Genomic DNA, 26,743 nt, shown 5'->3' on the forward strand with positions numbered 1-26,743 from the left:
GGGTCGGGCGCCGCCGGACCTGGCCGGGCACTACGCCCAGGCCATGTTTTCCTGCAGGGCGGCGGAACCGGGCGTTCCGGGTTCCTTCCGGTAGTTGAGCGCCAGATGGTCCGGCGTCACATAGCCGAGCGCGAGGTCGCGGGCGATCGCCGCGGGTTCGCGCTCGGCGGAATTGCCGTATCCGGCGCCTCCAGCCAGGACGAGTTCCACTACCTGGTCGGTACGGTGCAGCGAAACCAGCTCGCCTGTGCCGCAATCGCGCAGCACGCGGCCGTCCGTGGAGAGCACGCGCCCACGGGCCCCGCCGCCGGCCTTTCCGCCGAACAGACCTTCGATCGGATTGTCGACGCCCTCAGGGTAGACGGAAACGAGCATCTCCAGCCCGTCCTCGTCACGCTTGCGGAAGCGCACGACCTGGCCCAATCCGCCCCGCATCCTGCCGGCGCCGCCGCTGTCGGCGAGGAATGCCTTCTCCATCACCAGGACCGGCACGCGGCTTTCCATCAGTTCGATGGACGTATTGGCCGCCGAGGTCGGCCAGAGCAGCGAGGAATGGCCGTCGCCGCGCTGCGAGCCACCCTGGCCGCCGCCGCAGAAGAGCATGTCCGAATAGAACTGCCCGTCCTTGGTCTGGCCATAGACATTCGCTGCCACCGCAAGCCCGGTGAAGGACTGGACCATATCCGGCGAGGCCGACGCGAGCGCGGCAAAGATGTTCGGCGCGAGATACCAGCCGGTGCGCGTGCGCAGGTTCACCGACGCCGGATAGGTCGGATTCAGGATCGATCCCTCCGGCGCGGTCACGGTGAACGGGCGATAGCATCCGGCATTGCCGCGCACAGTGGGCGTGAGCATGCACTTCAGCGGATAGGTCGCGTGGGCCGCCGTGTAGTTCAGCGTCGAGTTCAGGCCGCCCTGCGGCAGTTGCGGCGGGGCGCCGTCGAAGTCCACCGTAATGCTGTCGTCCTCCACCTTCACAAGAACCGGATAGCTGATCTTTTCGCCCAGCGGGTTGTTGGTGATGACCGAGCGGTATTCGCCATCGGGCAGCGCCCGGATGGCGTCGCGCATGGCCTTTTCGGACAGGCCCTGGACGACCTCGGCCAAGGCGCCCAGATCATGCATTCCGTAGTCGTGCATGAAGGCGTCCAGCCGTTCCGCACCGAGCGTATTGGCCGCGACGAAGGAGAAGATGTCGCCCAGGACCTGTTCGCCGTTGCGGACGTTCTGGCGAATGAGCTGGATCAGCGTCTCGTTGGGTTTTCCCTCCTCGAAAAGCTTCATCGGCGGGATCTGCAGGCCTTCCTCGTAGATCTCGCGGGCATGGAGCGAGTCCTTTGTGCCCCCGATGTCCGAGACGTGCCCGACCGTGCCCATCAGGCCCACAAGACGGCCATTGCGGAAAGCGGGCGTCACGATGGCGATGTCGAAGAGATGGCCGGCGCAGAGCCAGGGGTCGTTGGTGATCAGCACATCGCCGGGCTTGAGCGTCTCCGCCGGATAACGCGCCAGCAGTGCCTTGACCGCCCGGGGAAGCGTCAGGTTGAAAACCGGCATCGCACGCGGGCTGTGGGCAAGCGTTTCTCCGTCCTTGTCGAGGAGTTCGCAGGCAAAGTCCTGTGCCTCGGCGATCACGAGCGAAAACGCGGTCCTGCACACCGTAAGCCACATCTCCTCCACGACATTGACGAGGCGTGACCACATGATTTCGAGGCCGATCGGGTCGCCCTTGATGCGCGCGACTGCTTCGGCCCGCGACATGTCGGCAGTCACGAACGCCTCGACGGTCTTGAGTGCACCGACCCGGACGCAAAGATTCTGGCCAGCGTCGATCGTCACGCTGTCCGACGGGCCGATGACGGTGGTGGACTCCCGTTCCTCGATGATCGCCGGGCCGGGGATCGTGTCGCCGGTCCGCAGCGCATAGCGGTCATAGACCGCGGTGCTGAACTCTCCTTCGTCGAACCAGCAGACGCGGTGCCCCTTGATCCGGGCCGCAGTGTCGCCGCCGCCCGTCGCGCCGGTCAGCGAAAGTTCCGGCGTGGGGCCGGCGACGCGAACGCGGAAGTTGACGGTTTCGAAGCGCGCGCCCTCGAAGGGCGCGGCATAGCGGGCCGAATAGGCACGCACGAAGGCCTCGCGTATGGCCGGAAGGTCGGCCTCGCCCAGTGCGGTGGCGGGAAGCGGCACGCTGATGTCGTGCATTTGGCCCACCAGGCGCATGTCTGCGCTGCGTTCGACCACGATGTCCAATGCCGCGATGCCCGAACGGGCAAGATGGTGGCGGCCCTCATTCTCGAGGTCCGTCAGCAGTCTGTTGACCGCTTCCGCATCGAAGCCGGCCTTCAGTTCCACGCGCAGCGATCGCACGCCCTCGAAGGACAGCGGAGCGGCGAGAAAACCGAGCGCGGATGCGGCGCCCGACGCGGGCGGGATCAGGACGGAACCGATGCCCATCGCGCGTGCCACGTCGACAGCATGGGCGGGGCCCGCACCGCCGAACCCGACCATGGAGTATTCGCGCGGATCCTTGCCGCGTTCCACAAGATGAACACGCGCCGCCGAGGCCATGCTCTCCACGACCACCTTGTGGATGCCGAGCGCGGCCTGCTCGATCGTCAGTCCCAGCGGCTCCGCCACGCGTGCGATCGCGGCGCGGGCGGCTTCGAGGTCGAGCTTCATGCGGCCGCCGAGGAAGAAGTCGGGATCGTAGTAGCCCAGCGTCAGGTTGGCGTCGGTGACGGTCGGCTCGTGGCCGCCCATGCCATAGCATGCCGGTCCCGGATCGGAGCCGGCGGACTGGGGGCCGACCTTCAAGAGGCCGACGTCGTCGATTGCCGCGATCGAACCGCCGCCGGCGCCGATTTCGATCATCTCGATCACGGGCGCCTTGATCGGCAGGCCGGAACCCTTGACGAATCGGTGGACGCGCGCGGCCTCCATCATGGGCGAGATTTCGGCGCGGCCATTCTCGATCATGCAGGCCTTGGCGGTCGTACCCCCCATGTCGAAGGAAATGACGTCGGAAAGCCCGGCTCCATGACCGAACAGCGCGGTGGCGAGTCCGCCGCCGGCCGGGCCGCTTTCCAGGAGGCGGATCGGAAAGTCACGTGCGGTCTCTAGCGACATGAGCCCGCCGGCGGAATGCATGAGCCGTAGCGAACCTGTGAAGCCCGCGCTGCGCAAGGATCTCTCCAGCTTGGTGAGGTATCGGTGCATCAAGGGCTGCACGAAGGCATTGGCACAGGTTGTCACCGTACGCTGGTATTCGCCCATTTCCGCCACGACCTCGCTCGACATCGAGATCGAAAGCTCCGGGAAGGCGGCTCGGATGATGTCGGCGGCGCGACGTTCGTGCGCGGCATTGGCATAGGAATGGATGAAGGCAATGGACACGGCTTCGCAGCCCTGCGCGACCAGCGATTTCGCTGCCAGGAGAACCTGAGAGTCGTCGAGGGGCGTTTCCACCTCGCCCGCGGCCGTCATGCGCTCATCGACCTCGAGGCGCAGGTCGCGGCTGACCATCGGATCGGGAAACGAGACGAAAAGATCATAGATGTCGTAACGCTGTTCCGTTCCCATCTCGAGCAGGTCCCGGAAACCGCGGGTCGTGATGAGGCCGACCGGCGCGCCCTTGCGCTCGATGACGGCGTTGGTGACCAGGGTCGTGCCGTGAACGATCTCGCCGACATCGCGATGGGTGATGTCGCGAAGCGCGAGGAGCTCCTCCAGGCCAAGAAGCGCGGCCTGGGACGGGTCGTGAGGTGTCGTCAGCCGCTTGTGAAGCGTGACGGAGTGGTTCTCGCGGTCATAGAGAACGAAGTCGGTGAAGGTTCCACCGATGTCGAACCCCACGCGCCAGCGGTTCTGCAGATCGCTCATTCCAGGGTGTCCTTTCTGTCTAATCCGGGGGCGACGAAGGCGCGGTCGCCCAGGTCTTCGGCAATCCGGGCGGCGCCCGTCCCGAGGGCGGCGATCATCTGGTCGCGCCCCTCGGCATCCACGAGTGCGTGGGGGTAAACGATACAGAGGCTTACGGCCTCGTCGGTGAGGACATCCGCGACGGCGATGGCGATCGCGTCGACGCCAGGTGTCGCCTCCTGGCTGGAATAGGCGTAGCCCTGACGCCGCACCTTCGCGAGTTGCGCGGGCAGGTCGGCCATCGCCCTGTGGCCGGCATAGAGCTCAAGCACCTCATCCTCGCTCAGCCGCGCCAGGAGCGAACGGCCGGTCGCGCTGAGATGGGCGGGCAGCCGCCGGCCGATGTTGCTGACCACGCGCAGCGTGTTGGTGCCCTGGAAGTCGGCCACGGCGGTCACTTCCTGGCCGTCCCTCACCGAGATGTAGCCTGTATGGCCGAAGCTGCTGCTCACTCCGGCGACGACTTCGCTGGCGCGGCCGATCAGTATCGAGGAGCGCCGGTAGGCCGCCGCGAGATCCAGCATCAGGCGCCCGGGACGGTGCCGATGGGTGTCGCCGATCGTCTCGAGCATCCTGGCTTCCCGCATCGCCTTGAGCAGGCGCGAGGCATTGGCCTTGGGCATGCCAAGCCGCTTCACGATGTCGGAGACCGTAAGGTCGGGACAGTCGTTGCCAAAGCATCTCAGCACATCGGCGGCATTCTTCAGGACCGACATCAATCCTCCGGCCGTTCCATAAAATGGAACCTAAGTTCCACTATTTGCAACCAATGGAGCTTCGCGGCCGTTCGGTCAAGGGAAAAAAGCGCTGCGCGCGCAAGGATCGGCCGAAGCATGCGGGCGCCGGCGCGAAACGGCAGCGCCTCGCCCGCCCGGCCGATGCGCGGCCGCGCGACGCTCTCAGGTCAACGAGCTGTTTTTGCGGGCTGAATCGCCCTCAGGCGGCACCGCGGACTTCGACGAGGCGGGCCAGCAGGCTGGCGCCGACCGGCAGGATCGTATCGTCGAAAACAAATCCCGGATTGTGCAGCGGAACGGTACCGCCGTGCCCCAGATTGAAAAACGCGCCGGGCACGACGTTCAGAAGATCGGCCATGTCCTCCGACCCCATCGTCAGTTCGGCGCTCGGCTGCGCCTTTTCCCCGACGATCTCGCGCGCAACCTCGATGAGGTCGTCCACGCGCTGCGGATCGTTCGAAAGGACGCCGAAGACGTTGCGGATATCGGCCGTGATCTCGATCTCATGAGCAAGCGCGAAGCCCGCGCAGAGTTTGCGGATGCGCGTCTCGATCATCTCGCCGTCGGCTTCGTCGAAATAGCGGAACGTGCCGCGAAGGACGGCGGTCTCCGGGATGACGTTGTAGGCGGAGCCGGCATGGAATTGTGTGACCGACACGACCGCGGGATGCGTCGGGTCGGTGTTGCGCGAGACGATCTCCTGCATCTCCTTCACCAGGCCCGAGCCGATGGTGATCGGATCGCGGCTGGCCTGGGGCATCGCTCCATGACTGCCGCGACCATGAAGGGTGATGTCAAAGAAGCCCGCACCGGCCTGCGCCTTGCCCGGCCGTATCGTCAGCTGGGAATGCTCATTATACGGAGAGTTGTGCATTCCATACAGTTCGTCACAGGGGAAGCGGTCGAAGAGCCGGTCGCGCAGCATGGCCCGGGCGCCGCCAAGCCCTTCCTCTGCGGGCTGGAAGATCAATACGGCGCGACCAGCGAAATTGCGCGTCTCGGCGAGATAGCGCGCTGCACCGAGCAGCATCGTGGTGTGCCCGTCGTGCCCGCAGCCATGAAATACGCCGGGGTTTTTCGACGCATAGGGAAGGTTCGTCAGCTCTTCCATCGGCAGGGCGTCCATATCGGCCCGCAACCCGATGCTGCGTCCCGGTCTGACTCCTTCGATAACGCCCACGACGCCAGTGCCGCCGATACCGCGCTCGACGGCAATGCCCCAGCTTTCAAGCAGATCGGCCACCCGTTGCGACGTGCGATGCTCTTCGAAGCCAAGTTCGGGATGCTGGTGGAAGTCTCGGCGTATCGCGGTGAGGTCGTCGGCAAACTGGGCGATCTGTTCAATCACAGGCATGGCGGACCGTCATTCTTGGCTACGGCCAGTCTGTGGCACCTGTGTCTTGTGAAGGCAAGCGTTTCGTCCTACGGGCATCGAATGGTCGAGCACGCACGGCCTTCCATCCGGAACGCCGGCTTTTGCGTGGTATGACGAATGAAATCCAGCCAGCTGAAAGGGGAAAAGATGGCGATCCCAGACACGATCGAGGCGATAGCGGAAGAAGCCGCCCAGTGGCGCCGCCATCTTCACCAGTATCCCGAACTGTTGTTCGACTTGCCCATGACATCCGAATTCGTTGCCGGGAAACTGAGGTCGTTCGGCTGCGACGAGGTCGTGACAGGCATTGCGCGATCAGGCGTCGTCGCGGTCGTGAAGGGAAATCTCGGAAGCGGCCGCACCATCGCCCTGCGGGCCGACATGGACGCATTGCCGATGGCGGAACAGACCAATCTGCCGCACGCCTCGAAAGTGCTCGGCAGGATGCACGCTTGCGGCCACGACGGCCACACGGCGATGCTGCTGGCCTCCGCCCGCCACCTCGCCTCCGCGAGGGATTTCGCCGGAACGGTGGTGCTGGTCTTCCAGCCTGCCGAGGAGGGCGGAGCCGGCGGGCGCGTAATGATAGAGGAAGGGCTGCTGGAACGCTTCGGCATCGACGAGGTCTTCGGCATGCACAACGAGCCGGGCCGGCCGGTCGGCTCCTTCGCGATCCGGCCCGGACCGATGCTGGCAGCCGCCGACCGGTTCGTCATCACCCTGCGCGGCCGCGGCGGTCATGCGGCCTCGCCGCATGAAGCGCGCGACCCCGTGCTGGCCTGCGCGCATCTGGTGACGGCGCTCCAGTCGATCGCCTCGCGCCATGTCGATCCCTTCGACCCGGTGGTGGTATCGGTCACCCACATGGCGGGCGGAAGCGTCGAGGCTCTCAATGTGATTCCGGAAACGGCGGTCATCGGCGGCACGATACGAACGATCGATCCGGCAACCCGGCAAGCGGTCGAGCAGCGTTTCCGGGATATCGTGACCAGTACTGCGCGGCTCTTCGAAGCGACTGCCGAGATCGAATGGCGACCCGGCTACCCGGTGACGGTCAACGATCCGGCGATGACGACTGCCGCGATATCGGCCGCCTCCAGAGTCGCAGGATCTGATCGGGTCGACGGCAACTGTCCGTGCACGATGGGTGCGGAAGACTTTTCCTACATGCTCGAGAAGCGGCCTGGAGCGATCATCTGGCTTGGCAACGGCGACTCGGCCGGGCTTCACAATCCCGCTTACGATTTCAACGACAATGCGATTATCCATGGCGTTCGCTACTGGACGACGCTCGTCAATGAGAGGCTGGCGTCGGCGGCCGGGTAATGACTGCGAGAATAGGGCCGCCCACGCACAAGCTCGCGGCCCTCGAGGCGCTGCCGAAGCAGGCGCCACCCGGTAGAAAGCGCGCGCGGTTTCACCAGTCCCGATCGCGGATCAAGCTCTCCGCGGTCTCGAAATCGAGCCCCCGCTCGATCTTGAGATAGCCGATCACGCTCGCAAGCGTTGCCCAGGCGGTCTCGTCATGGACGAGATGGTGACTCAATATGCCGATCGGCACGCCGCCTCGCGCGCGCGCCTGCTCCAGGCGTCGACGCAGTTCCGCCGCCACGGCGTCCAGCCGGTGTCCGACCCGGCCGCCCGCCCAGTCCATGATGTCGACTTGCGTGTTGAGTTCGGGCAGCGACGTACCGGTGCGATGCCAGGATGCCGTAGAGACGGCCGAGAAGCCGCATTCGTGGATCCGCGCTGCGACATCGGGCGCGATCCTGTTCCATGGCGGCACCAATATATCAGACAGGCTGCCGGGGAAGAGTTCGGAAAGCCGCCGCCGCCCTTCGCGAAGCTCGGCCAGCACCTCGTCGGCGGCCCGCCCGCCGAGTTCGACCTTCTTCTCGCCCTCGGCCATATGGTTTTCATGAGCGAAACCGTGGACGCAGGGCGTCACGAGCGGCTCCCCGGCGAGGCGGTCGGCAAGAGGCGCGCCGGCCAAGGCCGGCACGACGGCGAGAAGCAGAGGCACGTCGAAGCGGCGGACGAGGCCGATCAGCCGGTCGAGGCGCGGGTCGGGCGCCGCGGCGTCGTCGTCGCGCAGCCAGAAACGCGGACGCATGCTCTCCCGTCGCCAGTTTTCCAGCTCGGCATCGACGTCGGCAAAGACACTCACGACGAGCGTGCCCGGGGCACCGGCGAACCGTCGCCAGGATTTACCAGTGCGCCGAGCCGGTCCCGCATGATTTTTGCCGCGCTGGCGATATTGTGGCCCCTTTCCACCTTTCGCCGGCCGGCGGCGCCATAGGCCCGCCGCTTCGCCTCGCTCGCCAGAAGGCTCCGAAGCGCGGCGGCATAGGCTTCAGCGTCCTCGGCGGTGAGCATCCCGCTCACCGCGTCCTCGACGACGACGGGCACGCCGGCGGTGCGCAGCGCGGCGACCGGAAGCCCGCAGGCCTGCGCCTCGAGATAGACCATGCCGAAAGCCTCGCTGAAGCCCGGCCAGGCCATGATGTCGGCCGCGCGCATCCACCGCAGCACCTCGTCCCGGCCGATCGCGCCGGCGAAATGCACGCGTTCGGCCGGTAGGGCCGACAACAGCCTTTCGACGTTGCCGCGCATCGGTCCATCGCCCACGATGGCGAGCTTCCAGGCCAGATCCGGAAGACGGCCGAGTGCCGCGGCCAGCAATTCATAGGATCTGAACTTGGCGTTCGGCCGCATCATGCCCACGGCGAGAATCAGCGGATGGCCGTGGGAGAAACGCTCGGCATCGGGGGCCGGCTCCGGCACCGCATCGATGCGGGCGAGGTCGACGAAGGGCAGCAGGGGAACGACCTTCTCCATGTCGGGCAGGAAACTTTCGAGATAGGACCGGTCGGAGGGCTTCAGACAGAAATTGACCGCTGCGCCCTTCACCGCCGCCTGGACGGCTCGCCGCGAAGCAGCCCAATCCTCGTCGGTGCCTTGCCGCGTACGGCAGGCTTCGGCGGTGACGTAGCCTATGCCGAGCGCCTCGGCGACCCGCGGGCCGATCCAGTCCGGCGCCTTGCAATAGGGGTGGTAGGTGAACCAGAGGTCGGGTCGTTGCTCGGCGCCACGCAACCAGGCATCGATCAGCCGTCCGGCTTCGCCCTGGGCCTCCAGCCGCCGTTCCCGCCCGATCTCGGCCGAGGGTCGCTTCTGGTAGGAGATGAGGCGCGAGGCGAGCTCCACCTCATAGCCGGCGGTTTCCAGCGCCGCCATCATCAGCCGCGCGACCTCGCGGTCGCCGGAGGGGATTGGGTGATCCGGCGTCTTAAGCGGTGCGTAGAAGGCAATCCTGGCCCGCATCGTCGGCCTTACCTGTATCTTTCGACGCTCCTGCCCGCCGTCAGGTCGGCCAGAATGCGCGCGGTGTTGCGCGCGCCGTCCAGATTGATCCGCGACCTGTCCGGCGGCGGAGCGTCCATGGCGCTCCCGATCGCCGCCGCCAGATGCTCCGGCGTTTCCCTTTCGTGGCTCACGGTCACTGCGAGCCCCTTCTCCGCAAGGATTTCGGCACGTCGTATCTGTTCCGTCTCGATCCCGTCGGATAGCGGCACGACGACGGCGCGGCAGCCCGCCGCGCAGATATCGGCAACAGTATTGTAGCCGGCGCGCGAAATCGAGAGCCTGGCACGGGCCAGAACCGACGGCAGGTCGGGAAGGAATCTGCGCAGGATGACATCGCCGGACAGGTGGGCCTGCAGATCGGCCCTGTCCTCTTCGCTGAAGCGCAGGCCCGTGACGATGCACCAGCGCGCGTCGCGCAGCACCGAATGCCGCTTTGCCGCAGCCGCGGCCATCACGAGCTTGCGCCCGAGCGCCCCTCCCCCGACCGACACGACGACGTCATAGGTCTCGTCCTGTGCGCCGCCATGGGGCTCGTCCGGCACGACCATGCCGGTGTAGAGCACCTTGTCGCCGATCTCGTGGGCGAGCGGGAACGTGCGCTCGAGCCGCACCAGGCCGGGGTCGCCATGGACAAGCACATGGTCGAACAGCGACTGCAGATAGCCGATGGTCTCGCGGTCCTTGTCGATCCTGCCCGTTTCCTGAAGGATGTCGCGGACCGAGGACAACAGGATCGGCCTCGGATCCATCTGCCGCGCCGCGGCGAGCAAGGGCAGCAGTTCGAACCGCATCTGGCGGCGCCCGAAGGGGAAAGCCTCTGTCACGACGATGTCGGGCCGCGTCGCCTCCAGGATGCCGAGCAGCATGTCTCGCCGGCGGTCCTTGTAGTCGTCGCTCAGCGGGTTTCCCGAAGCGTCCTCGAGCTTGTTGAAGGCCTCGCCCACGGCGCGCACCGGCGGCAGGAAGTGGACGCGGGCGCCGTTTGCGGCGAAATTCGGGATGGGCTCGCCGCCATAGGCCATATCGACGGCTATTCCCGCGGCGGTCAGTGCCTTGACGATGCGCATGGCGCGGAAGACATGGCCGACACCCATGAGGTGCTGGACGTAAAAGAGCACACGCGTCATGGCTGGGCCGTTTCGAGAGTCCTGGCGCCGAACATTCCTGCCTGCTCGAAGCGGCCGATCAGGGCGCCGATTGTTGCCAAATGGTCGAACTTCGCATGGACGCGGTTCGCTCCGGCCACGCCGAAGCGCTGCCGCAGCGCCGGATCGCGCGCCGCGCGCGTGATGGTGCGGGCAAGAAGCTCCGCGTCGTTCGGCTCGATCAGGATGCCGTTGACGCCATCCTCGATCAGCTCGGGGATGGCCGATACCGGCGTGGAGATGCAGGCGAGGCCCTGGCTCTGGGCTTCGACGAGCACGTTCGGCAGCCCGTCCCGATCGCCGTCACCGGCGATCCTGCAGGGCAGGACAAAAAGGTCGGATGTGCGATAGGCGGCGATGATCTCGGTCTGCGCCCTGGTGCCGAGCAGGGAAATGCGGTCGCCGAGCTTCAGTCGCTCGACCTGCGCCTTGAGCTGCTCCCAGAGTTCACCGCCGCCGATATGGGTCCAATGCCAGTGAAGGTCGGCGGGAAGCAGCGCGAGCGCGTCGACCAACGTATCCAACCCCTTCTTTTCCACGGCGCGGCCGACGGTGAGCAGCCTGACCGGGTCGTCCGGCCGGCTGCCGTCGCGCCCCGGCGGAAAATCCGCCGGTTTCGGGAAACGGGAAAGATCGAGCCCGTGATAGACGAGCTCCACCTTGTCGGGACAGGGTGCCAGCGATTGCAGATGCCGCGCGCCCGACGCTGTGCAGGTGACCGCCCATTCGGCCGATTGCAACTTTTCCTTCAGCTCCCAGTCGGGCGACGTCCAGATGTCCTTGGCATGCGCCGATGCGCTCCAGGGAACGCCTTTCATCTCGCTGGCATAACGGGCGACGGAAGACGGTGTGTGCAGGAAATGGCTGTAGATCCAGCCGGCGTCCTCGGGGAACTCGGCCGCAAACACCAGGGCCTGGCCGAAACGGCGGATCCGGTTCGCCGTGAAGTCGCGCCTGAGATCCCTGAGCCAGCTGCGCAGCGCCTCGCGATAGCCCGGCATCCTCCGCGCACGTCGCCAGGAGCGCAGAACGCGGATCGGCTCCTGATAGAGATATTCCGGCAGATAATTGACCGGCGCATGGATCTCGTCGTTGATCGGATGCCGCTTCTTGTCTGTTGGATGGCGCAGCGAAACCAGCCTGAGCCTGTAGCCGGCCTGCTGCAGGGCGTGCAGTTCCTGGGCGATGAAGGTCTCGGAGAGGCGCGGATAGCACTTCAGCACGACCGCGATTGTGTCGGCCAGCATGGTTCAGGCCCGATCGCCAGATCTGGTCATTGGCCGGCGGCTTCCGGCAGGTCGTCCACGGCCATCCGCTCGTCGCGTTGCTCGAAGAGAATCTCGGTCAGGGCGCAGACGCGGCTGAGGCCGTCGAGATCGGGCCGCGCCACGGCCCCGGAAGGCAGAGGATTGCGCTCCAGCCGGTCGATCGCGGCCATGAATTTCGACGGGTCTTTCGCCTCTTCGATGTCGAGCACGTCGACCCAGCCGAACTCGGCCGCGCGATGGGCGCGGATGCTCTGCTCGCGGCGCGGCGCGGTCCGCGGAACGAACAGGGCCCTCTTGTCGAAGGACATGACCTCGCAGAAGGTGTTGTAGCCGCACATGCCCACGATCGCGGCGGCATTGGCGACCAGCGTCTCGACATTGACGTGGAAATCGACCACCTCGACATTCGCAAGCGAGGATGCCCGCGCCGTGATCTCGAAGCGCTGCTGCTCGGTCATGAACGGCCCGAGCACGAAAAGGTAACGTTCGGTCGAATCGGGGCGCCGCTTCACGGCCTTCAGCGCTGCCGCCATCAGCTCGTAGCCGTCGCCGCCGCCGCCCGCCGTCACCAATATGTAGCCGGTGCCGTAGCGGCCGGCCGTGCCGTCGTCCATGGGCGGCAGCGAACGCGCCAGGAAGCCGGTATAGCGCGTCTGCGCCTGGGTCGCCTCGTCGAGTTCGATGCTGGAAAGCGGATTGTAGAAGCTGCCTGGCCCATAGATCCAGATCTCGTCATAGATCTCTTCGGTGAAGGCAGTGTTCTGCTTGCGCTCCCATTCGCCCTGCAGAAGCTCCGGCGCGTCGAGCACGTCGCGCAGGCCGAGCACGGCGATCGTGCCCTGCGCCTTCAACCAGCGCAGGGTGCGCAGCATTTCGCGGCCGAGGCCCAGCGGCTCCTTGTCGACGATCACCATGTCGGGGCGCAGCCGTTCGGCGGCGGCTCGGATGATCGATTCGCGCGCGGCGAGCGTGTCCTCCAGGGAATGACTGCTGCTACCCGATGAATACTCGCCGTTGGAGAGTTTCTGGGCCGCCGGTATCTGAATATAATTCACCCGTTCGTGGAACCAGAACGCATCCACGACCGGCGAGCCGGAGATGATCGACACCTCCATCTCGGGGAAATGATCGACGAGCGCATGCGCGATCGTGCGGCTGCGTCTCAGGTGACCCAGGCCGAACGTATCGTGACTATACATCAGAACTTTGTAGTCGGCGGATCGAGCCATGGACGCCCAGGAAACAAAACTTCGTGCAGGCATAAGACGTACCGGCGGGACAAGTCAACTTGGTGACAGTGACGCCGCCTTCTGCTAGCGGTGAAAATCAAACGCTTGGTCCCGACGGCCGGATTCCCGTTCTGGAATGCCGCTGATCGTTTCGTTCTTCGGAGCGAGCAGCGAGCGCCACATGAGCTGACGCTCGCCATCCATGATGGGCCCGCCGACACTCGGCAAGCTTGCCGGCGGGCTGAAGTCGATCATTCCGGACAGCCCTACTGCGGCCCGGGCTGCATGTGGTGAATCGGATTGCCGTCTACAGCGATGGCTTGCACATTCTGGAGTTTCTTGATGTCCTCCTCGGAAAGCTCCGGACGGTCCACCTTGAGGGTCAGCTTGCCGAGCTTGGCGGTCAGCGCGAAGGGCGGCTTGTAGTCGACCTCGTTGACGCCGGTCAAGGTATCGGAGCCGATGTCGAAACTCTCGTCCCACTGCAGAATCATCGGCATGGTATGCGGCAATGTCTCGGTTGCAACGACTTTGCCATCCACCTTGAGCGTGCCAGTGCCGGATTTGCCGAGACCGCTCATATTGTTGAACGCAAGCGTTCCGACACCAAGGCCGTCATACTTGAAGTCGAATTCGACTGTGTGCTGACCGGGCGTGAGCGCATCCGGCCCTTCCCACTTGACGCGTTTCAGGTCGACCAGGTTCCAGAGGAACACCGGCTTGCCCTCGAGGAGATAGAACCCGTAGCCGCCGAACCGTCCGCCTGAAGTCAGGATCATCCCTTCCGCACCGCTTTCGGGAACCTCGATGTCCGCGGTGATGGTGTAGGAGCTGTTGAGGAGGAAAGGCGAGTCGCCCTGCGGCAGACCGACCATGGGGAGGGTGTAGGTGAACTCCGTGCGGCCGGCGGTGATGTTCGGGCGCGGTGCGACTATTCGGGCAGCCACGGAGGCATCCATCGGGAAGACCTGATATTTTTTCGCCTCCGCAATGAACAGTTCCTTCATCTCTTTCACCTTGTCAGGATGCTGATCGGCGATGTTCCTGGACTGGCTGAAATCCGTATTGAGATCGTAGAGCTCGAGGACCTGGTTGTTGAGCGGGTCGGGATTAGCTACACCGAAAGCCTCCCACGGCGCGCGGTTCACCTTTGTACTGAGCAGCCAGCCATCGTCGTATAGCGCCCACTGGCCCATCATCTCGAAGTACTGGATGTTGTGCCGTGTCGGCGCCTTGGCGTTTTCCTTCTCGAAGGTGTAGGCAAAGCTCGTTCCCTCGATCGGCGCCTGCTTTATGCCGTCAACCATGTCGGGCGCGGGAATGCCGGTCACTTCGAGAATTGTCGGCACGACGTCTATGATATGCATGAACTGCTCGCGCAGGCCACCCTTGTCCTTGATGCGCGCAGGCCAGGAAATCGCCATATTTTGCCGCACGCCGCCAAGTTTCGAGGCGTTCTGCTTGAACCAGGTGAATGGCGTGTCGAAAGCCCAGGACCAGCCCGCCGACATGTGGTTGTAGGTCTGTTCGGTCCCCCACACGTCGTACCACTTCATCTGCACGTCGACCGGCATCATGTTGATGCCATTGAAGAACGCGACTTCGTTGGGCGTGCCGAGCGGTCCGCCCTCGGCGCTTGTTCCGTTGTCGCCGTTGATGTAGATGACGAGTGTGTTGTCGAGCTTGCCCATGTCCTCGATGGTCTGGATGACGCGCCCGATCTCGTGATCGTTGTAGGCGGCGTAGGCAGCGAAGATCTCCGCCTGCTTGATGAAGAGCTTCTTGTCCTCCGGTTTCAGGTCATCCCAGTTTGGAAGGATATCCTTGGGCCACGGCTCGAGTTGCGTGTCCTGCGGGATCACGCCAAGCTTCTTCTGGTTCTCAAAAATCTGATCGCGAAGCTTGTTCCAGCCCTCGTCGAAGAGATGCATTTCGCCGATCTTCGCGACCCATTCCTTGGTCGGGTGATGCGGCGCGTGGGTGGCGCCAGGCGCGTATTTTATGAAAAACGGCTTGTCGGGCAGGGTCTGGTTCAGGCGATTTATGTAGTCGATGGCGTCGTCGGCCATGCCAGTGATCAGGTTCCAATCCGGCTTGCCTTCGAAGGGATAGATCTGAGTGGTGTTGCGGAACAGATTCGGTTGCCACTGGTTCGCGTCACCGCCGACGAACCCGTAGAAATACTCGAAGCCCATGCCCGTCGGCCATTGGTCGAACGGCCCTATCGAACTCGCGGCAAACGCGGGTGTGTTGTGATCCTTGCCGAACCAGGCGGTAGCGTAGCCGTTGTCGAGCAGAACGCGCCCGATGGTTGCCTTGTCCTTGGCGATGATGCTGTTGTAGCCGGGAAAACCCGTGGACTGCTCGGAGATCACGCCGAAGCCGGCCGAATGATGATTGCGCCCGGTGATGAGCGCAGCCCGCGTCGGCGAACACAATGCCGTCGAGTGAATGTTGTTGTAGCGCAGACCGTCATTCGCGATGCGATCCATCGTGGGCGTCGGGATGACGCCGCCAAACGTGCTCGGTACGCCAAACCCGGCGTCGTCCGTGATGATAAGCAGAATGTTTGGCGCCCCCTGGGGCGGCACGATGCGTGGTGCCCACCACGGTGTCGACTGAAGGGCATCGTCCTTGATGACCCCGCCGAACTCAGGATCGGGCGCCGGCAGCTGGTTGCCGTCTATGGTGGTCGTGGCGTCCGGTGCGCCCGGCGTTCCTGTTATTTGCTGGGCGCTTGCATGAGAAATCGCAATTGCCAGAAGACTCGACACCGCAAGAAATAGCTTCATCCCTGTACTCCATGGCTTGGCCTAGAACTGGCTGACTTGCATATCGGGCTGGTGATGAGCCGGGTCGCTATCGCACATCCAAAAACGGAACTTTGTCTCCCGCCCGAGTGAGCCACACGCCCAACCGCGCAAAGCCACGAACGGCAGCGTTGTCGTGTTCCCTTGTATCCGGTAACCGGCAGAGCCAGTATCGCCCGACGCTTCGAGCTTTTGAAGTATATCGTTTGAAGTACACCGTTTGAAGTAAATTACGGTAAAATCTGCTAGCGAACGGCTCTGCCGACTCACAGAAAGTCTCGTGCATTGTTCAGGAAGGTCAGGGCTTCCCCGTCCGACTCTCCGGTTCGACAGAAAGCGGATCGAAAGGAGCTTACTCTTCAGCCAACAAATTTTTGGCACAAAATGTCTGGTCTTTACCAATGGTCTTTCGGCATCGGTGACCCATCGGCAAGATTTGTGTAGACAAGGTCGATCAATACCCTGAGCAGGCGGCGCTGCAGGCCGGACACGCCGGGAACGCGAGCCGGTCTTCGGCGTACGGGATTCTCCCTCCATGCTTTGGCCTTCGCGCGACGCTGCCTCTCAATCGCTAACGGATGCGGTAGATTCTTGCAGCATTTGCGCGAAACATCGCGTCTTGCGCGGCCGATGGATACGGCGCCAGCGCCGCGCGGAAAGCCGAGACCAGTGCTTCATAGGATGTCCACAGCTTCTCGATCGGAAAATTGCTGCCGAACAGGCAGCGCTCGGAGCCGAAGATGGCGACCGTTTCGGCGACGATCTCGGCGATGTCGGCGGGGTCGTTGCGGTGGCTGAAGGTGCCGAGCCCGGACAGCTTGGTGACGACATTGTCCCTGTCGGCCAGCCGTTTCATGCCGTCGCGCCACAAGGCGTGGCCGGCCGTCGTCCGGTCCTCGGGCATGCCGGCATGCTGCAGGATGAAGGTAATGTCCTGGTTGTCGGTGGCCAGCCGCGCGGCGTCGGCCATCTGCGAGGCGAAAACCTGGAGGTCGAAGGACCAGCCGTAATGGGCCAGCCGCCGCAGGTTCCTGCGGAAAACAGCCTCGTTCATCAGGTCGGGGCGCGGCGCGAAGCGGTACATTTCATTGTCGTGCCAGTGAAGCTGCATGCGGATGCCCCGCATCAGCGCAAACTCCGACTGCCGTTCCAGCGTGTCGCCGGCAGTCTCGTCCATCAGGTCGGCATAGCCCACGATGGCGTGCGGCCAGCGATGGGCGTCCGCGATGCCCTGTACCCAGGCCACTTCGTCGACGGCACGGGTCTTGGCCCAGTTGGTCTGGACATAGACCGATTTCTCGACACCGGAGCCGCTGATGTCGGCCAGGAACTCCTCGATCGGATAGTCCCGTCGGATGGGCTCGTAGGGACCGAAGATCCGCGGCACCATGGGCCCCTGCAGCCACGGCAGGTCGGCCCGATGCCAGACATGATGATGCGCGTCGATGATCGATATCATTTCCGGTCCTCCGGGAAGGCCTTTCCGGCGTGGCCGCGCGGCGCGCGCCCGACGGCATCCAGCATGCTGAGCAAACGATCGAGTGCGGTCAGGCTGGATCCGTCGAAGAGCCCGTCCAGCACGGGCAGGATGGCGGCCATGCCGCGCGTGGCCGGGCGATAGCACGGGTCGGCCGCGAGCGGCGTCGCCCAGACGAGGCGATGGCTCAGGCGAGCAAGCCTATCGACCGCGCGGACCATGGCGGACGGGTCGCCCCGCTCCAGCCCGTCCGAAAACACGATCGTCACGGCGCCGCGCACCAGCGCCGCGTAGCGCGAGACGGACAGGAAATCTTCGAGCGAACGGCCGATCAGAGTGCCGCCGTCAAAGTCGAAAACGATATCGGCGAGCCGCCCCAAGGCCTGCTCGCCATCGCGATGCCGCAGCGTGGCGGAGACGCGCGACAGGCGGGTGCCGAAGCAGAAGGTCTCGACCCTTCGCGACCGGCGCGTGGCGAGATGGGCGAAACGCAGATAGCCCTCCGACTGCGCCTTCATGGAGCCCGACACGTCGATCAGCAACAACAGCTTGCGCGGCCGTCGAGGTCGAGATCGGCGAAGCAGCCGCAAGGTTTCGCCAAGGGTCCGCCGTGCGGCGCGGGCCGTGCCGGACAAGTCGATCCGGGGGCCGCCCGAAGCCGGAAGCCAGACCCTGCGTGCCGTCGTGGGCAGCGTTTCCAGGCTGCGGGACAATGCGGCCAGCGCACGGCGATCGTCCTCGATAAGTCGCCCAAAGTGCTTGCGACTGCGACCGACGTCGTCGGAAGCCACCCGTCCGCTGCTGTCTCCCGGAACGGTGTCGAGCATCCGTTCTCCGGTGCGGGTGCTGTCGGCACGCGGACCGGCATCCTCCTGGGACCGATCGACCTCGCCGGCCGAGGCTTCGGATCCGAACCATGACTGGAACACCGAATCATAGATCGGAAAGTCTTCCCGAGCGGCCGCGAGCGTCACGCGGCCGATCCTTTCCAGGTCAGCCAGCCCATCGAGCCGGCAGAGCCTTGTCGCTTTGAGGAAGTCCGCCGCCCGGCCGGCGTCGACCGCCAGGCCGGCCCGGCGCAGCGCCGGAGGGAAGCCGGCCAGCAGCTCGGCGGCTGCCGTGACCGACGCCGCCGACGTCACAGGACACCTGCCTCGGCCACGACCGAAAAATCCTCCTGGTCTTTGACCAGCAGCCCGAGCGACCGTTTCAACGCATCGGGCCAGGGCGCGCCGTCGCGGTGCAGCACTTCCGCTGCGCGAGCCCAATCGATGCTTTCGGCGATGCCCGGCCGCTTGATCAGGGGCAGGCGGCGGACCGCCGCGACGGCGTCCACCAGCCTCTCGGCCGCTTCTTTCGCCACCCCGGGCGCATGTCTTTCGACGATCGCCCGCTCTCTTGCGGGCTCGGGATAGTCGATCCAATGGTAGAGGCAGCGCCGGCGCAACGCGTCATGGAGTTCGCGCGTGCGGTTCGACGTCAGCACGGTGACGACAGGCTGTTCCGCCTTCACGGGGCCGATCTCGGGAATGGAGATCTGGAAATCCGAGAGGAATTCCAGAAGGAACGCCTCGAAGGCGTCATCGGCACGGTCGATCTCGTCGATCAGCAAGACGCTGGTCCCGGCATTGCGAAGCGCCTTGAGCAAGGGCATCTCGATCAGGAACTGGGGCGCATAGAGATCGGCCAAGGAGACCGCGCCGCTGCGCTCCGCTACCCGCACATGCAGCAGCTGGCGGGCGTGGTCCCAGTCATAGAGCGCCTTGGTCGCGTCGATGCCTTCGTAACATTGCAGCCGGATCGCCTGGCGGCCGAGGAGCCTTGCAAGCGTGTTGGCGACCTCGGTCTTGCCGACCCCCGGAACGCCCTCCAGCAGCAGCGGCTTGCCGAGCGCAAGCGCCAGATAAAGGGCGGTGACCAGCGTTTCGTCGGCAAAGTAACCCTCGGCCGCGAGCCGCGCATCGAGTTCGTCCTGGCTGAGCGGCGCGATCATGACGAAATCCGCCGGCTCTCAGAACTGGAGTTTCTCGTCGCACACCATCCTGAACCGGTTGGAGCAATGCGCCGCGGCGTCGCCGCCGGCGGCCTTGCCGGCCTCGGTCGCGAAGGCGGCGGCCATCGCGGCCTCGTCGTCGAAATACATCTCCGAAACGCCGTCGAAAGGAGCCTCGCCGTTTTCGGCGCGAAGCACGTTGGACGTGTATTTCCTGAGGCCGGGCAGGCTGCGCGCGAAGGCGACGTGATCCTCGAGGATCCATTTCCTAAAATCGTCGAACGCCATGCCTTCCTTGCGCTTCATCAGCGCCATCACCTTGATCATGCGAAATGCTCCCTTTGGTGTTTCACCCGGCTCGGGCGCGCAGCGCGTCGAGACCGCGGAGGATCCTCTCCGGCGTGATCGGCATTGTGGTGACGCGCACGCCGCAGGCGTCGAAGATGGCGTTGGCGATGGCCGGGATCGGCGAGTTCGCCGTCATCTCGCCGATGCCCTTGGCGCCGTAGGGTCCGTTTGCCGCCGGGCGCTCGATGATCACCGAATCCATCTCGGCGATGTCGCCCGGGCCGGGCATCAGATATTGCGAGAAATCCAGCGGGCCATGGGCGCGGCTCGGATAGTAAGGCTCGGTTGTCTCGTAGAGCGCATGGCTGACGCCCATCCAGGCCCCGCCGACGATCTGCTGATGGGCGAGCGCGGGGTTCACCGCGCGGCCGATCTCATAGGCGTTGGTGAGCTTGATCACCCTCACCTCACCGGTCTCGTCGTCGACCTCGACTTCGGCGATCGTGCAGGCGTGGGCCTGGCAGGAATCCGGGTCCATCTCGCCTGTTTCGGGCACGACCTCGCTCTTCGGCTTCAGGAACATGCCGCGGCCCGAAATCGTGCGGCCATGCTTGAAATGGGCCGCCAGCGCCACGTCGACGACCGAGATTCCCTTGTCGGGCGCGCCGTTGACGTGAATGCGGCCCTTGCCGTCGGTGACGAGATCGCCGGCGTCCACCTCCAGCTCGGTGGCGGCCACATCCATCATCACCTCGCGCGCCTCGCGTGCCGCCATCATGATGGCATTGCCGATGCGATGGGTGCCCCGGCTGGCGAAGGTGCCCATGCAATGCGGTCCGGTGTCGGTGTCGGCGGTATCGATGACGACGTTTTCGTATGGAATGCCGAGCGTCTCGGCCGCGATCTGGGCGCCGACCGTCTTGATGCCCTGGCCGAGATCCACTGACGACAGGGTGACGACGAAGCTGCCGGTGGTGGTGGCGTGGATCAACGCCTGGCTGGGATCGCCACCGAGATTCATGCCTGTAGGATAGTTCACCGCGGCGACACCGCGTCCCTTCATCCATGCCATGTCACGTCTCCCGTCCGAACGACGACATCGCCGCGAAACGCGGCGGCAGCGTCGTGCCGGCCTGTCGCGCCGCCGCCTGGATCACCTCGACCAGGGCAGCCCCTTCCACCTTCTTGCGGTGAGCCTTCATGTCGCCGTCGCGATAGGCGTTGATCAGGCGCAACTCCATCGGGTCCATGCCGATAGCGCGCGCGATCTGGTCCATCTGCGATTCCAGGGCGAAGTCGCCGATCGTCACGCCGAAGCCGCGCATGGCCGAGGACGGGGTGCGATTGGTGTAGACGCAATAGGCGTCGACATGGACGTTGGGGATCGTGTAGGGCCCCGGCATATGCGCCGCCGCCTTGGTCGTGCCGTAGGTCGAGTGGCGGCAATAGGCGCCGGCATCGACATAGAGCGTGATCTTGCGCGCGACGATGCGGCCGTCGGCCATCACCGCGTCCTTGATGTAGATGCGTTCCGAAGCGCGCGGCGACGACACCTGCATCTCCTCCGCCCTGGAATAGGCATATTTCACCGGGCGATTGGTCAGCATGGCGCCGATCGCAGCGATCGGCTCGACGATCACGTCGACCTTGCCGCCGAAGCCGCCGCCGACCGTGCCGCCGACGAGACGAAGCTTGTTGAACGGCACGCCGAGGATCAGCGCCATATTGTCGAGCGTGAAATAAAGCGCCTGCGTGTTCGAATATACGGTGAGCCGGCCATTGCCCTCCGGCCTGGCGATGCAGCCGGTCGGCTCGGTCGGAGCGTGCTCGATGGGCGCCGATTCGTAGCGGTGCTCGATGATGTGGTCGGCAGCCGCAAAGCCCTTGTCCACGTCGCCGAAGCGGATGCGCCGGCAATTGTGGCCCTCATAGACGAAATAGTTGGTGCCGTGCTGCTTGAAGGGCGGCGCGACCATCGCTTCCTCGACGTCGAGCACGGCGGGCAGGTCCTCGTAGTCGACGACGATCCGCCGCGCGCCTTCGAGTGCCGCTTGCGGCGTCTCCGCCAGGACCGCGCAGATCTGCTCTCCCATGAACAGGACGCGATCCTCGGGCAGCACCGGTTCGTCGTCCGGCCCGACGCCGATCAGCTTCAGGATCGTGTACCAGTTGTTGGGCACGTCCTTGTGGGTGAGCACGCGCACCACGCCTGGAACCTTCAGCGCCGGCGCGGTGTCGAGGCGCCTGATGAGCGCGTGATGGCGCGTGGAACGCACCATCTTGAGATGCAGCATATTGGGGAAGCTGACGTCCTCGTAGAACTGTGTACGGCCCGTGACATGGCCCCGCGCGTCGGCCCGCTGGACGCTGTCACCGACGACGGAGAGATCGGCCTGGCGTTCACGGGCGAAGAAGCTGGTGTCGATCTTCTCCATGGCCGGTCCCTCACGCCGCCGTCGCCAGGCGCCCGGCCCGAACGCGACGGGCGGCATCGAGCACGGCGTCGATGATCGCGTCGTAACCCGTGCAGCGGCAGATGTTGCCCGAAATGGCGCGGACTGCGTCCTCGCGGGTCGGCTGCGGATTGGCGGCCAGCAGACCGGCCGTCGCCATGATCATTCCGGGGGTGCAGAAGCCGCATTGGGTGGCGAAACCTTCGAGGAAGGCCTCCTGGATAGGATGAAGGCCGGCGGCCGGCGTCAGGCCCTCGACCGTCAGGACTGTCGCGCCGTCGACGGTTTCGGCCGGCAGCAGACAGGCCATCATCGCCTTGCCGTCCACCAGCACGGTGCAACTGCCACAGGCGCCCTGCTCGCAGCCGCGGCGTGTTCCCGTGAGCCCCTGGCTCTCGCGCAGAAGGTCCAGCAGTGTCGTGCCCGGCGCGACCAGGACGTCGCGCTCCGCGCCATTGACCGTGAGCGATACGACCGATTTCTTCATGGCTCTCCCTCCGTGGTGTTTGGGCCCCGGCGATCTTCTATTCGTTCAGAAGCGCGCGCCTGACATGGACCGGCGTCACGCTCGCCCGATACCAGGCGCTGGCATAGGCGTCGTCGAACGGGTCGATGTCGGCGAGCGCAGCCAGCGCCGCCGCCTCGACATGATCCCGGTCGAGCGGCTGTCCGTTCAGCGCCTTTTCGGCTGCCAGCGCGCGCAGCGGATGGCGCGCGACGCCGCCCAGCGCGATCCGGCAGTCGCCGACCAGGCCGTCGTCGAGCGTCACAAAGGCCGCGACGGTGACGATCGCCGCCGAATTCAAGGCTTTCCGCCCGGCCTTGCGGAAGTGGAATGTCCCTGGTGCGGGAAGCTCCAGTGTAATCGAGGTCACGATTTCTCCCGGCTTCACGCCGGCACGGACGATCTCTTCCACCGCTTCGAGACGCTCGCCGTCCGGTCTGGCGATACCAGCGGTGGCGCCGAGTGCGACCAGGCAGACCGCAAGGTCGCCATAGGGCTGCTTGACGAACAGATTGCCGCCGACCGTCGCCATGTTGCGGATCGTCGGCGAGCCGATGGCGTCGAGTGCCTGATGAAGGAAGCTGAGATCCTGCTCGGCCTCGAGTTCCGCGAGCGTCGTCGCCGCGCCGATCACGGCCTTGCCGGCCTTGATGGAGACGCCGGAAAGCCCCGCCCTGCGCAGGCTCACAAGGGTGGAAATGTCGTCGGTGCCATAGTTCAGCAGCGGCATCAAGGCCGTGCCGCCGGCAATGATTGCGGCGCGTTCGCTCCGTTGCAGCATCGCCTGGGCCTCGGCCACGGAGCGGGGCACGGATACAGCCTGCAGCATCGTCTCCTCCCAGAGAACCAGCAGTTGCGGCACGGGCCTTGGCAGCCTCTTGATTATTCATTATCGATAAATCAAAATGACTTTGTCAACCACCAGTGTGCACCATAGGATGGAGCAGGCTCCGGGCGTGCCCGGGGCGATCGTCAATTCCGCGGAAATCTCTCGATGAGCGACAAGCAGGCCCTGAAACCGGAACGCTCCAGCGAACCGGATTTCTCCAATACGCCGCTGCGGCAGAGATTGAAGGAAGTGCTGCTGCGCCGCATTCTGGGCGGGCATTACGACCCCGGCGAGCGGTTGGTCGAGCTTCGCATCGCGGAGGAGTTCGGGACCAGCCAGGGCCCGGTGCGCGAAGCATTGCGCGAACTGGAGGCGACGGGTCTCGTGACCAACCTGCCGCGCCGCGGCACCTATGTCTCCGACGTGATGGGCGAAGGCTTGCGCGAGATCTACACGGTGCGCGGGGCCCTGGAGGAGCAGGCAACACGCATCGCCACGCGAAGCGGTGCCTGCGACCTCAGGCTGCTCCAGCGCGAAGTCGATCTCATGCATGAAGCGGCGGTGGGCGGCGATACGCATGGCGTCGTCGAGCATTCCGTCAAGTTCCATCGATCGATCATGGAAGCCGCCGGAAACCGCCTCCTGCTCAACATCTGGCAATCTCTCCAGATCGAGACCCGCACGACCATCACCATGCTGGTCGAGGGGCTCGACCTCGTCGAGATCGCGGACAGCCATCAGCCGATCGTCGACGCGATATCGGGCGGAGATGCCGAACTGGCGGCCCGCGTCGCGCGCGAGCATCAGGATTATTTCGAGAGGCTGCCGGTCCCGAGCAAAGCCGGCTAAGAAGTGCGGGCGATCGCCTCGAGCCAGGCGGCGGCGGCAAGGAGGCGGCGTTCCGAACGGGGCGGTCCGATCAGCTGGACGCCGATCGGAAAGCCTCTCTCGTCGCGGCCGATGCTGACGGTCAGGGCGGGAACGCCGGCCATCGACCAGAAATAGGTCACGGCGATCCATTCGATATAGGTGGCGAGCGGCTTGCCGTCGATTTCGGTCGGCCAGGGCAGTTCCACGGGGAACGGACCGGTCTGCGCGACGGGGCAGATCACCACATCGTATCGTTGGAAGAAGGTTTCGACGTCGCTCGTCAGCTTCGTACGGCGACGTTGCGCCTGCGCGACCTCGTCGGGCGAGGCGGCCATGCCGCGCTCGATGTCGCCGCGAACGTCGGCAGTGAAGCGCTCCGCTTCCGCCGGCCACCTCTCCTTCCATTTCGAGGCATAGCCGACGCCCCGGATCACGTTTGTCGCGCGCTGGACGCCGACGAAATCCGGTTCGGCCCGGTCGTAAGCCACCTGTTCGCGGCCGAGCAGCGTTTCGACACGCTCGAAATGATGCCGGATCTCCTTCGAGACCGGCAGCACGCCGAGGTCGGCGCTGACCGCAACGCGGCCCGGCGCTCGCGGCCGCAAGGCAGCGGCGAGGAAACCGCCGTCCGCGAGGCCGTCATAGGCCAGCGGATCCGAAGCGCAGGGTCCGGCCATTCCGTCGAGCATCAGTGCCGTGTCGGCAACGCTGCGCGCCATCGGTCCTTCGACGAAGATGGTGTCCTGGGGATCGGCGCTCGGCTTGCGCGGCACAAGGCCGGGCGTCGGCCGCAGCCCGACGACGCCGCAAAAGCCGGCGGGCGTGCGCAGGCTGCCGCCGACATCGTTGCCATGCGCGAGCAGCACCTCCCCGGTTGCCAGCGCCACGGCGGAGCCGCCGGAGGAACCGGCGGGGGTGAGCTTCGGGTCGAAGGGATTGCGGGTCGGTCCAAACAGCGCATTGGTCGTGTTGGCCCCGCCAAGTTCCGAAAGGTTGCTCTTGCCGACGGGGATGGCGCCATGCGCTTCGAGCCGGGCGATCACGGGATCGGAACGCTCGGGCTTCTGGACCTGCGTCAGCGGGCTGCCGCCGCTCGTCGGCACTCCTGCGACGTCGGAATTGTCCTTGACCGCCAGCGGCAGGCCGGCCAGCAGCGGATAGTTCCGCGGCGCGCCAGCATGACGTTCCATGAGTCCGCGCGCTTGCGCGAGCGCGCGATCGAAGCACCGGACGGGAATGGCATTCACCCCGATGTCCACCGCCTCGATCCGGCGGATCGAGGCCTCGACGAGGTCGAGCGGCGTCAACTCGCCGGCCCGGATCCGGTCACGCGCCTCGAGCGCGGACAGGGAAAGCAACTCGATCGTACCGGTCATGTCGTGGGGAATTCCGCTGGCAGTCTGGCAGTCGATCCGCGCCGCAGGAGGGCTGGATCGAAGACGACCTGTTCCGGCTCCGCGGCGCGCTCCTGCTGGCCGCCGGTCACACGGCCGAGCAGGATGCGGATGGCGGCCTCGGCGATCGCGTCAGAGGGCTGCATCACCACGGTGAGCCCTGGCCGCAACATGCCGGACCATGGCAGGTCGTCGATGGTGATGACGGAAATGTCGTCGGGTATGCGCAGATCGGCGTCGAGGATGCCGCGCAGCATGCCTTGCGCGAGATGATTGTTGGTCGCGAACAGGGCGGTTGGGCGCTCCGGCAGCGACAGCAGGCGGCCTGCCGCCTCGTAGGCCTGAGCCTCGCTGAAGGCATATTGCTCGATATAGCCCGGCCTGAAATCGGCGCCGGCTGCCACGAAGGCGTCCCGATAGCCGTCGAGCCGATGGCGTGCGATCTGGTGGTCGGGGGAACCCATGATCACGCCGGTCCGGCGATGCCCGAGCTCCAGCAGGTGGCGTGCCGCCAGTTCGCCGGCAAGCCGGTTGTTGATGGTGACGGAATCGATCTCGAGCCCGTCGAGGAGACGGTCGACAAGGATCGCCGGCGGCTTCAGCCGCGAAAGCTCCGCTACCCGGCCGGGCCAGCCTTCGCGGGTCGGCACCAGGATGATGCCGTCGGCCCTCTGCTCGGTGAGAAGGCGCAGATTGTTCCTTTCGCGCGCGGGATCCTCGCTGCTGTTGCACAGAAGCACGGAATAGCCCTGAGCGCTGGCGCGCTGCTCGATCGCCTCGACCAGCTTCAGGAAGAAAGGATTGGTGATGTCGGCGATCAGCAGGCCCAGCGTGCGGCTGGCCCCGCTGCGCAGGCTGCGCGCACTGGCGTGCGGCGCGTAGCCGAGCTGACGGGCGGCGTTCGACACCCGCCCGCGCAACTCCTCGCTGACCTTGCCGCTGCCGTTCAGCGCCTTCGACACGGTTGCCACGGAGACACCGGCCAGCCGAGCCACCTCCCGTATCGTGGGCAGTCCGTTGCCGCTCACGCGATCCTCCAAAAACGTTTTCTTGAACGTACCGGCACGCTTCCAAAAGTTCAAG

The 26,743-nt window shown here is 65.3% G+C and carries 22 protein-coding genes; 2 read left to right on the top strand and 20 right to left on the bottom strand.

The window, feature by feature from the left end; translation table 11 throughout:
- Nucleotides 1-30: 30 nt before the first annotated feature.
- The 3 genes from JN302_RS05980 to JN302_RS05990 all read right to left on the bottom strand — a co-directional run bounded on the left by JN302_RS05980 (nucleotide 31) and on the right by JN302_RS05990 (nucleotide 6,012).
- Nucleotides 31-3,882 carry a hydantoinase B/oxoprolinase family protein gene (locus tag JN302_RS05980; protein WP_202332292.1) on the bottom strand — a complete coding sequence of 1,284 codons (3,852 nt, stop codon included), beginning with the start codon at nucleotides 3,880-3,882 and terminating at the stop codon, nucleotides 31-33.
- On the bottom strand, nucleotides 3,879-4,637 hold the full coding sequence (locus tag JN302_RS05985) for an IclR family transcriptional regulator (protein WP_202332293.1): 759 nt from the start codon (nucleotides 4,635-4,637) through the stop codon (nucleotides 3,879-3,881). Before JN302_RS05985 ends, JN302_RS05980 begins: the two co-directional genes overlap by 4 nt.
- Before the next feature lie 220 nt (nucleotides 4,638-4,857).
- Nucleotides 4,858-6,012, bottom strand: coding sequence for a M20 aminoacylase family protein (locus JN302_RS05990; protein ID WP_202332294.1), 1,155 nt, complete (start codon nucleotides 6,010-6,012; stop codon nucleotides 4,858-4,860).
- 168 nt (nucleotides 6,013-6,180) lie between these two features.
- Here JN302_RS05990 and JN302_RS05995 point away from each other — a divergent pair, with 168 nt between their 5' ends.
- Complete coding sequence (locus tag JN302_RS05995; RefSeq protein WP_202334205.1) at nucleotides 6,181-7,359, top strand: M20 aminoacylase family protein; 1,179 nt, start codon at nucleotides 6,181-6,183, stop codon at nucleotides 7,357-7,359.
- Nucleotides 7,360-7,450: 91 nt separating this feature from the next.
- On the opposite strand, the gene JN302_RS06000 is transcribed toward JN302_RS05995, so the two are convergent.
- The 15 genes from JN302_RS06000 to JN302_RS06070 form a co-directional block, all read right to left on the bottom strand.
- On the bottom strand, nucleotides 7,451-8,200 hold the full coding sequence (locus JN302_RS06000) for a polysaccharide deacetylase family protein (RefSeq protein WP_202332295.1): 750 nt from the start codon (nucleotides 8,198-8,200) through the stop codon (nucleotides 7,451-7,453).
- On the bottom strand, nucleotides 8,197-9,357 hold the full coding sequence (locus JN302_RS06005) for a glycosyltransferase family 4 protein (protein ID WP_202332296.1): 1,161 nt from the start codon (nucleotides 9,355-9,357) through the stop codon (nucleotides 8,197-8,199). Before JN302_RS06005 ends, JN302_RS06000 begins: the two co-directional genes overlap by 4 nt.
- An 8-nt stretch (nucleotides 9,358-9,365) precedes the next feature.
- Nucleotides 9,366-10,526, bottom strand: a complete 1,161-nt coding sequence (locus JN302_RS06010; protein ID WP_202332297.1) for a glycosyltransferase family protein — start codon at nucleotides 10,524-10,526, stop codon at nucleotides 9,366-9,368.
- Nucleotides 10,523-11,791, bottom strand: coding sequence for a glycosyltransferase family 4 protein (locus JN302_RS06015; protein ID WP_202332298.1), 1,269 nt, complete (start codon nucleotides 11,789-11,791; stop codon nucleotides 10,523-10,525). The genes JN302_RS06010 and JN302_RS06015 overlap by 4 nt, the downstream gene beginning before the upstream one ends.
- Nucleotides 11,792-11,817: 26 nt before the next feature.
- Nucleotides 11,818-13,041 (bottom strand): glycosyltransferase family protein, encoded by a 1,224-nt coding sequence (locus JN302_RS06020; protein ID WP_202332299.1) that lies wholly within the window; start codon nucleotides 13,039-13,041, stop codon nucleotides 11,818-11,820.
- An 84-nt stretch (nucleotides 13,042-13,125) separates the two neighbouring features.
- Nucleotides 13,126-13,296, bottom strand: coding sequence for a hypothetical protein (locus JN302_RS06025; RefSeq protein ID WP_202310718.1), 171 nt, complete (start codon nucleotides 13,294-13,296; stop codon nucleotides 13,126-13,128).
- 11 nt (nucleotides 13,297-13,307) lie between these two features.
- The gene (locus JN302_RS06030; RefSeq protein ID WP_202332300.1) at nucleotides 13,308-15,833 is read right to left on the bottom strand and encodes a sulfatase-like hydrolase/transferase; all 2,526 of its coding nucleotides are present in this window, start codon (nucleotides 15,831-15,833) and stop codon (nucleotides 13,308-13,310) included.
- 589 nt (nucleotides 15,834-16,422) lie between these two features.
- Nucleotides 16,423-17,310, bottom strand: a complete 888-nt coding sequence (locus tag JN302_RS06035; RefSeq protein ID WP_202310720.1) for an amidohydrolase family protein — start codon at nucleotides 17,308-17,310, stop codon at nucleotides 16,423-16,425.
- Nucleotides 17,307-18,470 carry a vWA domain-containing protein gene (locus tag JN302_RS06040; RefSeq protein ID WP_202332301.1) on the bottom strand — a complete coding sequence of 388 codons (1,164 nt, stop codon included), beginning with the start codon at nucleotides 18,468-18,470 and terminating at the stop codon, nucleotides 17,307-17,309. Before JN302_RS06040 ends, JN302_RS06035 begins: the two co-directional genes overlap by 4 nt.
- Complete coding sequence (locus JN302_RS06045) at nucleotides 18,467-19,321, bottom strand: AAA family ATPase (RefSeq protein ID WP_202310722.1); 855 nt, start codon at nucleotides 19,319-19,321, stop codon at nucleotides 18,467-18,469. Before JN302_RS06045 ends, JN302_RS06040 begins: the two co-directional genes overlap by 4 nt.
- Nucleotides 19,322-19,339: 18 nt before the next feature.
- Nucleotides 19,340-19,648, bottom strand: coding sequence for an EthD family reductase (locus tag JN302_RS06050; protein ID WP_202310723.1), 309 nt, complete (start codon nucleotides 19,646-19,648; stop codon nucleotides 19,340-19,342).
- Nucleotides 19,649-19,670: 22 nt separating this feature from the next.
- A complete protein-coding gene (locus tag JN302_RS39555) occupies nucleotides 19,671-20,681 on the bottom strand; it encodes a xanthine dehydrogenase family protein molybdopterin-binding subunit (protein WP_202332302.1) in 1,011 nt (336 codons plus the stop codon).
- A gap of 1 nt (nucleotide 20,682) precedes the next feature.
- A complete protein-coding gene (locus JN302_RS39560) occupies nucleotides 20,683-22,044 on the bottom strand; it encodes a xanthine dehydrogenase family protein molybdopterin-binding subunit (RefSeq protein ID WP_202332303.1) in 1,362 nt (453 codons plus the stop codon).
- Nucleotides 22,045-22,054: 10 nt separating this feature from the next.
- The gene (locus JN302_RS06065; protein WP_202332304.1) at nucleotides 22,055-22,549 is read right to left on the bottom strand and encodes a (2Fe-2S)-binding protein; all 495 of its coding nucleotides are present in this window, start codon (nucleotides 22,547-22,549) and stop codon (nucleotides 22,055-22,057) included.
- 37 nt (nucleotides 22,550-22,586) lie between these two features.
- Complete coding sequence (locus tag JN302_RS06070) at nucleotides 22,587-23,396, bottom strand: FAD binding domain-containing protein (RefSeq protein ID WP_202332305.1); 810 nt, start codon at nucleotides 23,394-23,396, stop codon at nucleotides 22,587-22,589.
- Nucleotides 23,397-23,561: 165 nt separating this feature from the next.
- Here JN302_RS06070 and JN302_RS06075 point away from each other — a divergent pair, with 165 nt between their 5' ends.
- Nucleotides 23,562-24,245 (top strand): GntR family transcriptional regulator, encoded by a 684-nt coding sequence (locus tag JN302_RS06075; RefSeq protein WP_202310733.1) that lies wholly within the window; start codon nucleotides 23,562-23,564, stop codon nucleotides 24,243-24,245.
- Here the strand turns inward: JN302_RS06075 and JN302_RS06080 are convergent.
- Both JN302_RS06080 and JN302_RS06085 read right to left on the bottom strand, forming a co-directional pair.
- Nucleotides 24,242-25,642 (bottom strand): amidase, encoded by a 1,401-nt coding sequence (locus JN302_RS06080; protein WP_202332306.1) that lies wholly within the window; start codon nucleotides 25,640-25,642, stop codon nucleotides 24,242-24,244. The two genes, JN302_RS06075 and JN302_RS06080, sit on opposite strands and share 4 nt — an antisense overlap.
- Complete coding sequence (locus tag JN302_RS06085) at nucleotides 25,639-26,688, bottom strand: LacI family DNA-binding transcriptional regulator (RefSeq protein ID WP_202332307.1); 1,050 nt, start codon at nucleotides 26,686-26,688, stop codon at nucleotides 25,639-25,641. Before JN302_RS06085 ends, JN302_RS06080 begins: the two co-directional genes overlap by 4 nt.
- Nucleotides 26,689-26,743: the final 55 nt, after the last annotated feature.

The sequence above is a fragment of the Mesorhizobium sp. L-8-3 genome (assembly GCF_016756615.1).
Lineage (GTDB): Bacteria > Pseudomonadota > Alphaproteobacteria > Rhizobiales > Rhizobiaceae.

Bases quoted from the DNA above. Each gene is read 5' to 3' on its own strand.
- JN302_RS05995 (WP_202334205.1), top strand. From the start codon at position 6,181: ATGGCGATCCCAGACACGATCGAGGCGATAGCGGAAGAAGCCGCCCAG.
- JN302_RS06020 (WP_202332299.1), bottom strand. From the start codon at position 13,041: ATGGCTCGATCCGCCGACTACAAAGTTCTGATGTATAGTCACGATACG.
- JN302_RS05980 (WP_202332292.1), bottom strand. From the start codon at position 3,882: ATGAGCGATCTGCAGAACCGCTGGCGCGTGGGGTTCGACATCGGTGGA.
- JN302_RS06005 (WP_202332296.1), bottom strand. From the start codon at position 9,357: ATGCGGGCCAGGATTGCCTTCTACGCACCGCTTAAGACGCCGGATCAC.
- JN302_RS06035 (WP_202310720.1), bottom strand. From the start codon at position 17,310: ATGATATCGATCATCGACGCGCATCATCATGTCTGGCATCGGGCCGAC.
- JN302_RS39555 (WP_202332302.1), bottom strand. From the start codon at position 20,681: ATGGCATGGATGAAGGGACGCGGTGTCGCCGCGGTGAACTATCCTACA.
- JN302_RS06070 (WP_202332305.1), bottom strand. From the start codon at position 23,396: ATGCTGCAGGCTGTATCCGTGCCCCGCTCCGTGGCCGAGGCCCAGGCG.
- JN302_RS06030 (WP_202332300.1), bottom strand. From the start codon at position 15,833: ATGAAGCTATTTCTTGCGGTGTCGAGTCTTCTGGCAATTGCGATTTCT.
- JN302_RS06065 (WP_202332304.1), bottom strand. From the start codon at position 22,549: ATGAAGAAATCGGTCGTATCGCTCACGGTCAATGGCGCGGAGCGCGAC.
- JN302_RS39560 (WP_202332303.1), bottom strand. From the start codon at position 22,044: ATGGAGAAGATCGACACCAGCTTCTTCGCCCGTGAACGCCAGGCCGAT.
- JN302_RS06075 (WP_202310733.1), top strand. From the start codon at position 23,562: ATGAGCGACAAGCAGGCCCTGAAACCGGAACGCTCCAGCGAACCGGAT.
- JN302_RS06045 (WP_202310722.1), bottom strand. From the start codon at position 19,321: ATGATCGCGCCGCTCAGCCAGGACGAACTCGATGCGCGGCTCGCGGCC.
- JN302_RS05990 (WP_202332294.1), bottom strand. From the start codon at position 6,012: ATGCCTGTGATTGAACAGATCGCCCAGTTTGCCGACGACCTCACCGCG.
- JN302_RS06050 (WP_202310723.1), bottom strand. From the start codon at position 19,648: ATGATCAAGGTGATGGCGCTGATGAAGCGCAAGGAAGGCATGGCGTTC.
- JN302_RS06015 (WP_202332298.1), bottom strand. From the start codon at position 11,791: ATGCTGGCCGACACAATCGCGGTCGTGCTGAAGTGCTATCCGCGCCTC.
- JN302_RS06010 (WP_202332297.1), bottom strand. From the start codon at position 10,526: ATGACGCGTGTGCTCTTTTACGTCCAGCACCTCATGGGTGTCGGCCAT.
- JN302_RS06080 (WP_202332306.1), bottom strand. From the start codon at position 25,642: ATGACCGGTACGATCGAGTTGCTTTCCCTGTCCGCGCTCGAGGCGCGT.
- JN302_RS05985 (WP_202332293.1), bottom strand. From the start codon at position 4,637: ATGTCGGTCCTGAAGAATGCCGCCGATGTGCTGAGATGCTTTGGCAAC.
- JN302_RS06025 (WP_202310718.1), bottom strand. From the start codon at position 13,296: ATGATCGACTTCAGCCCGCCGGCAAGCTTGCCGAGTGTCGGCGGGCCC.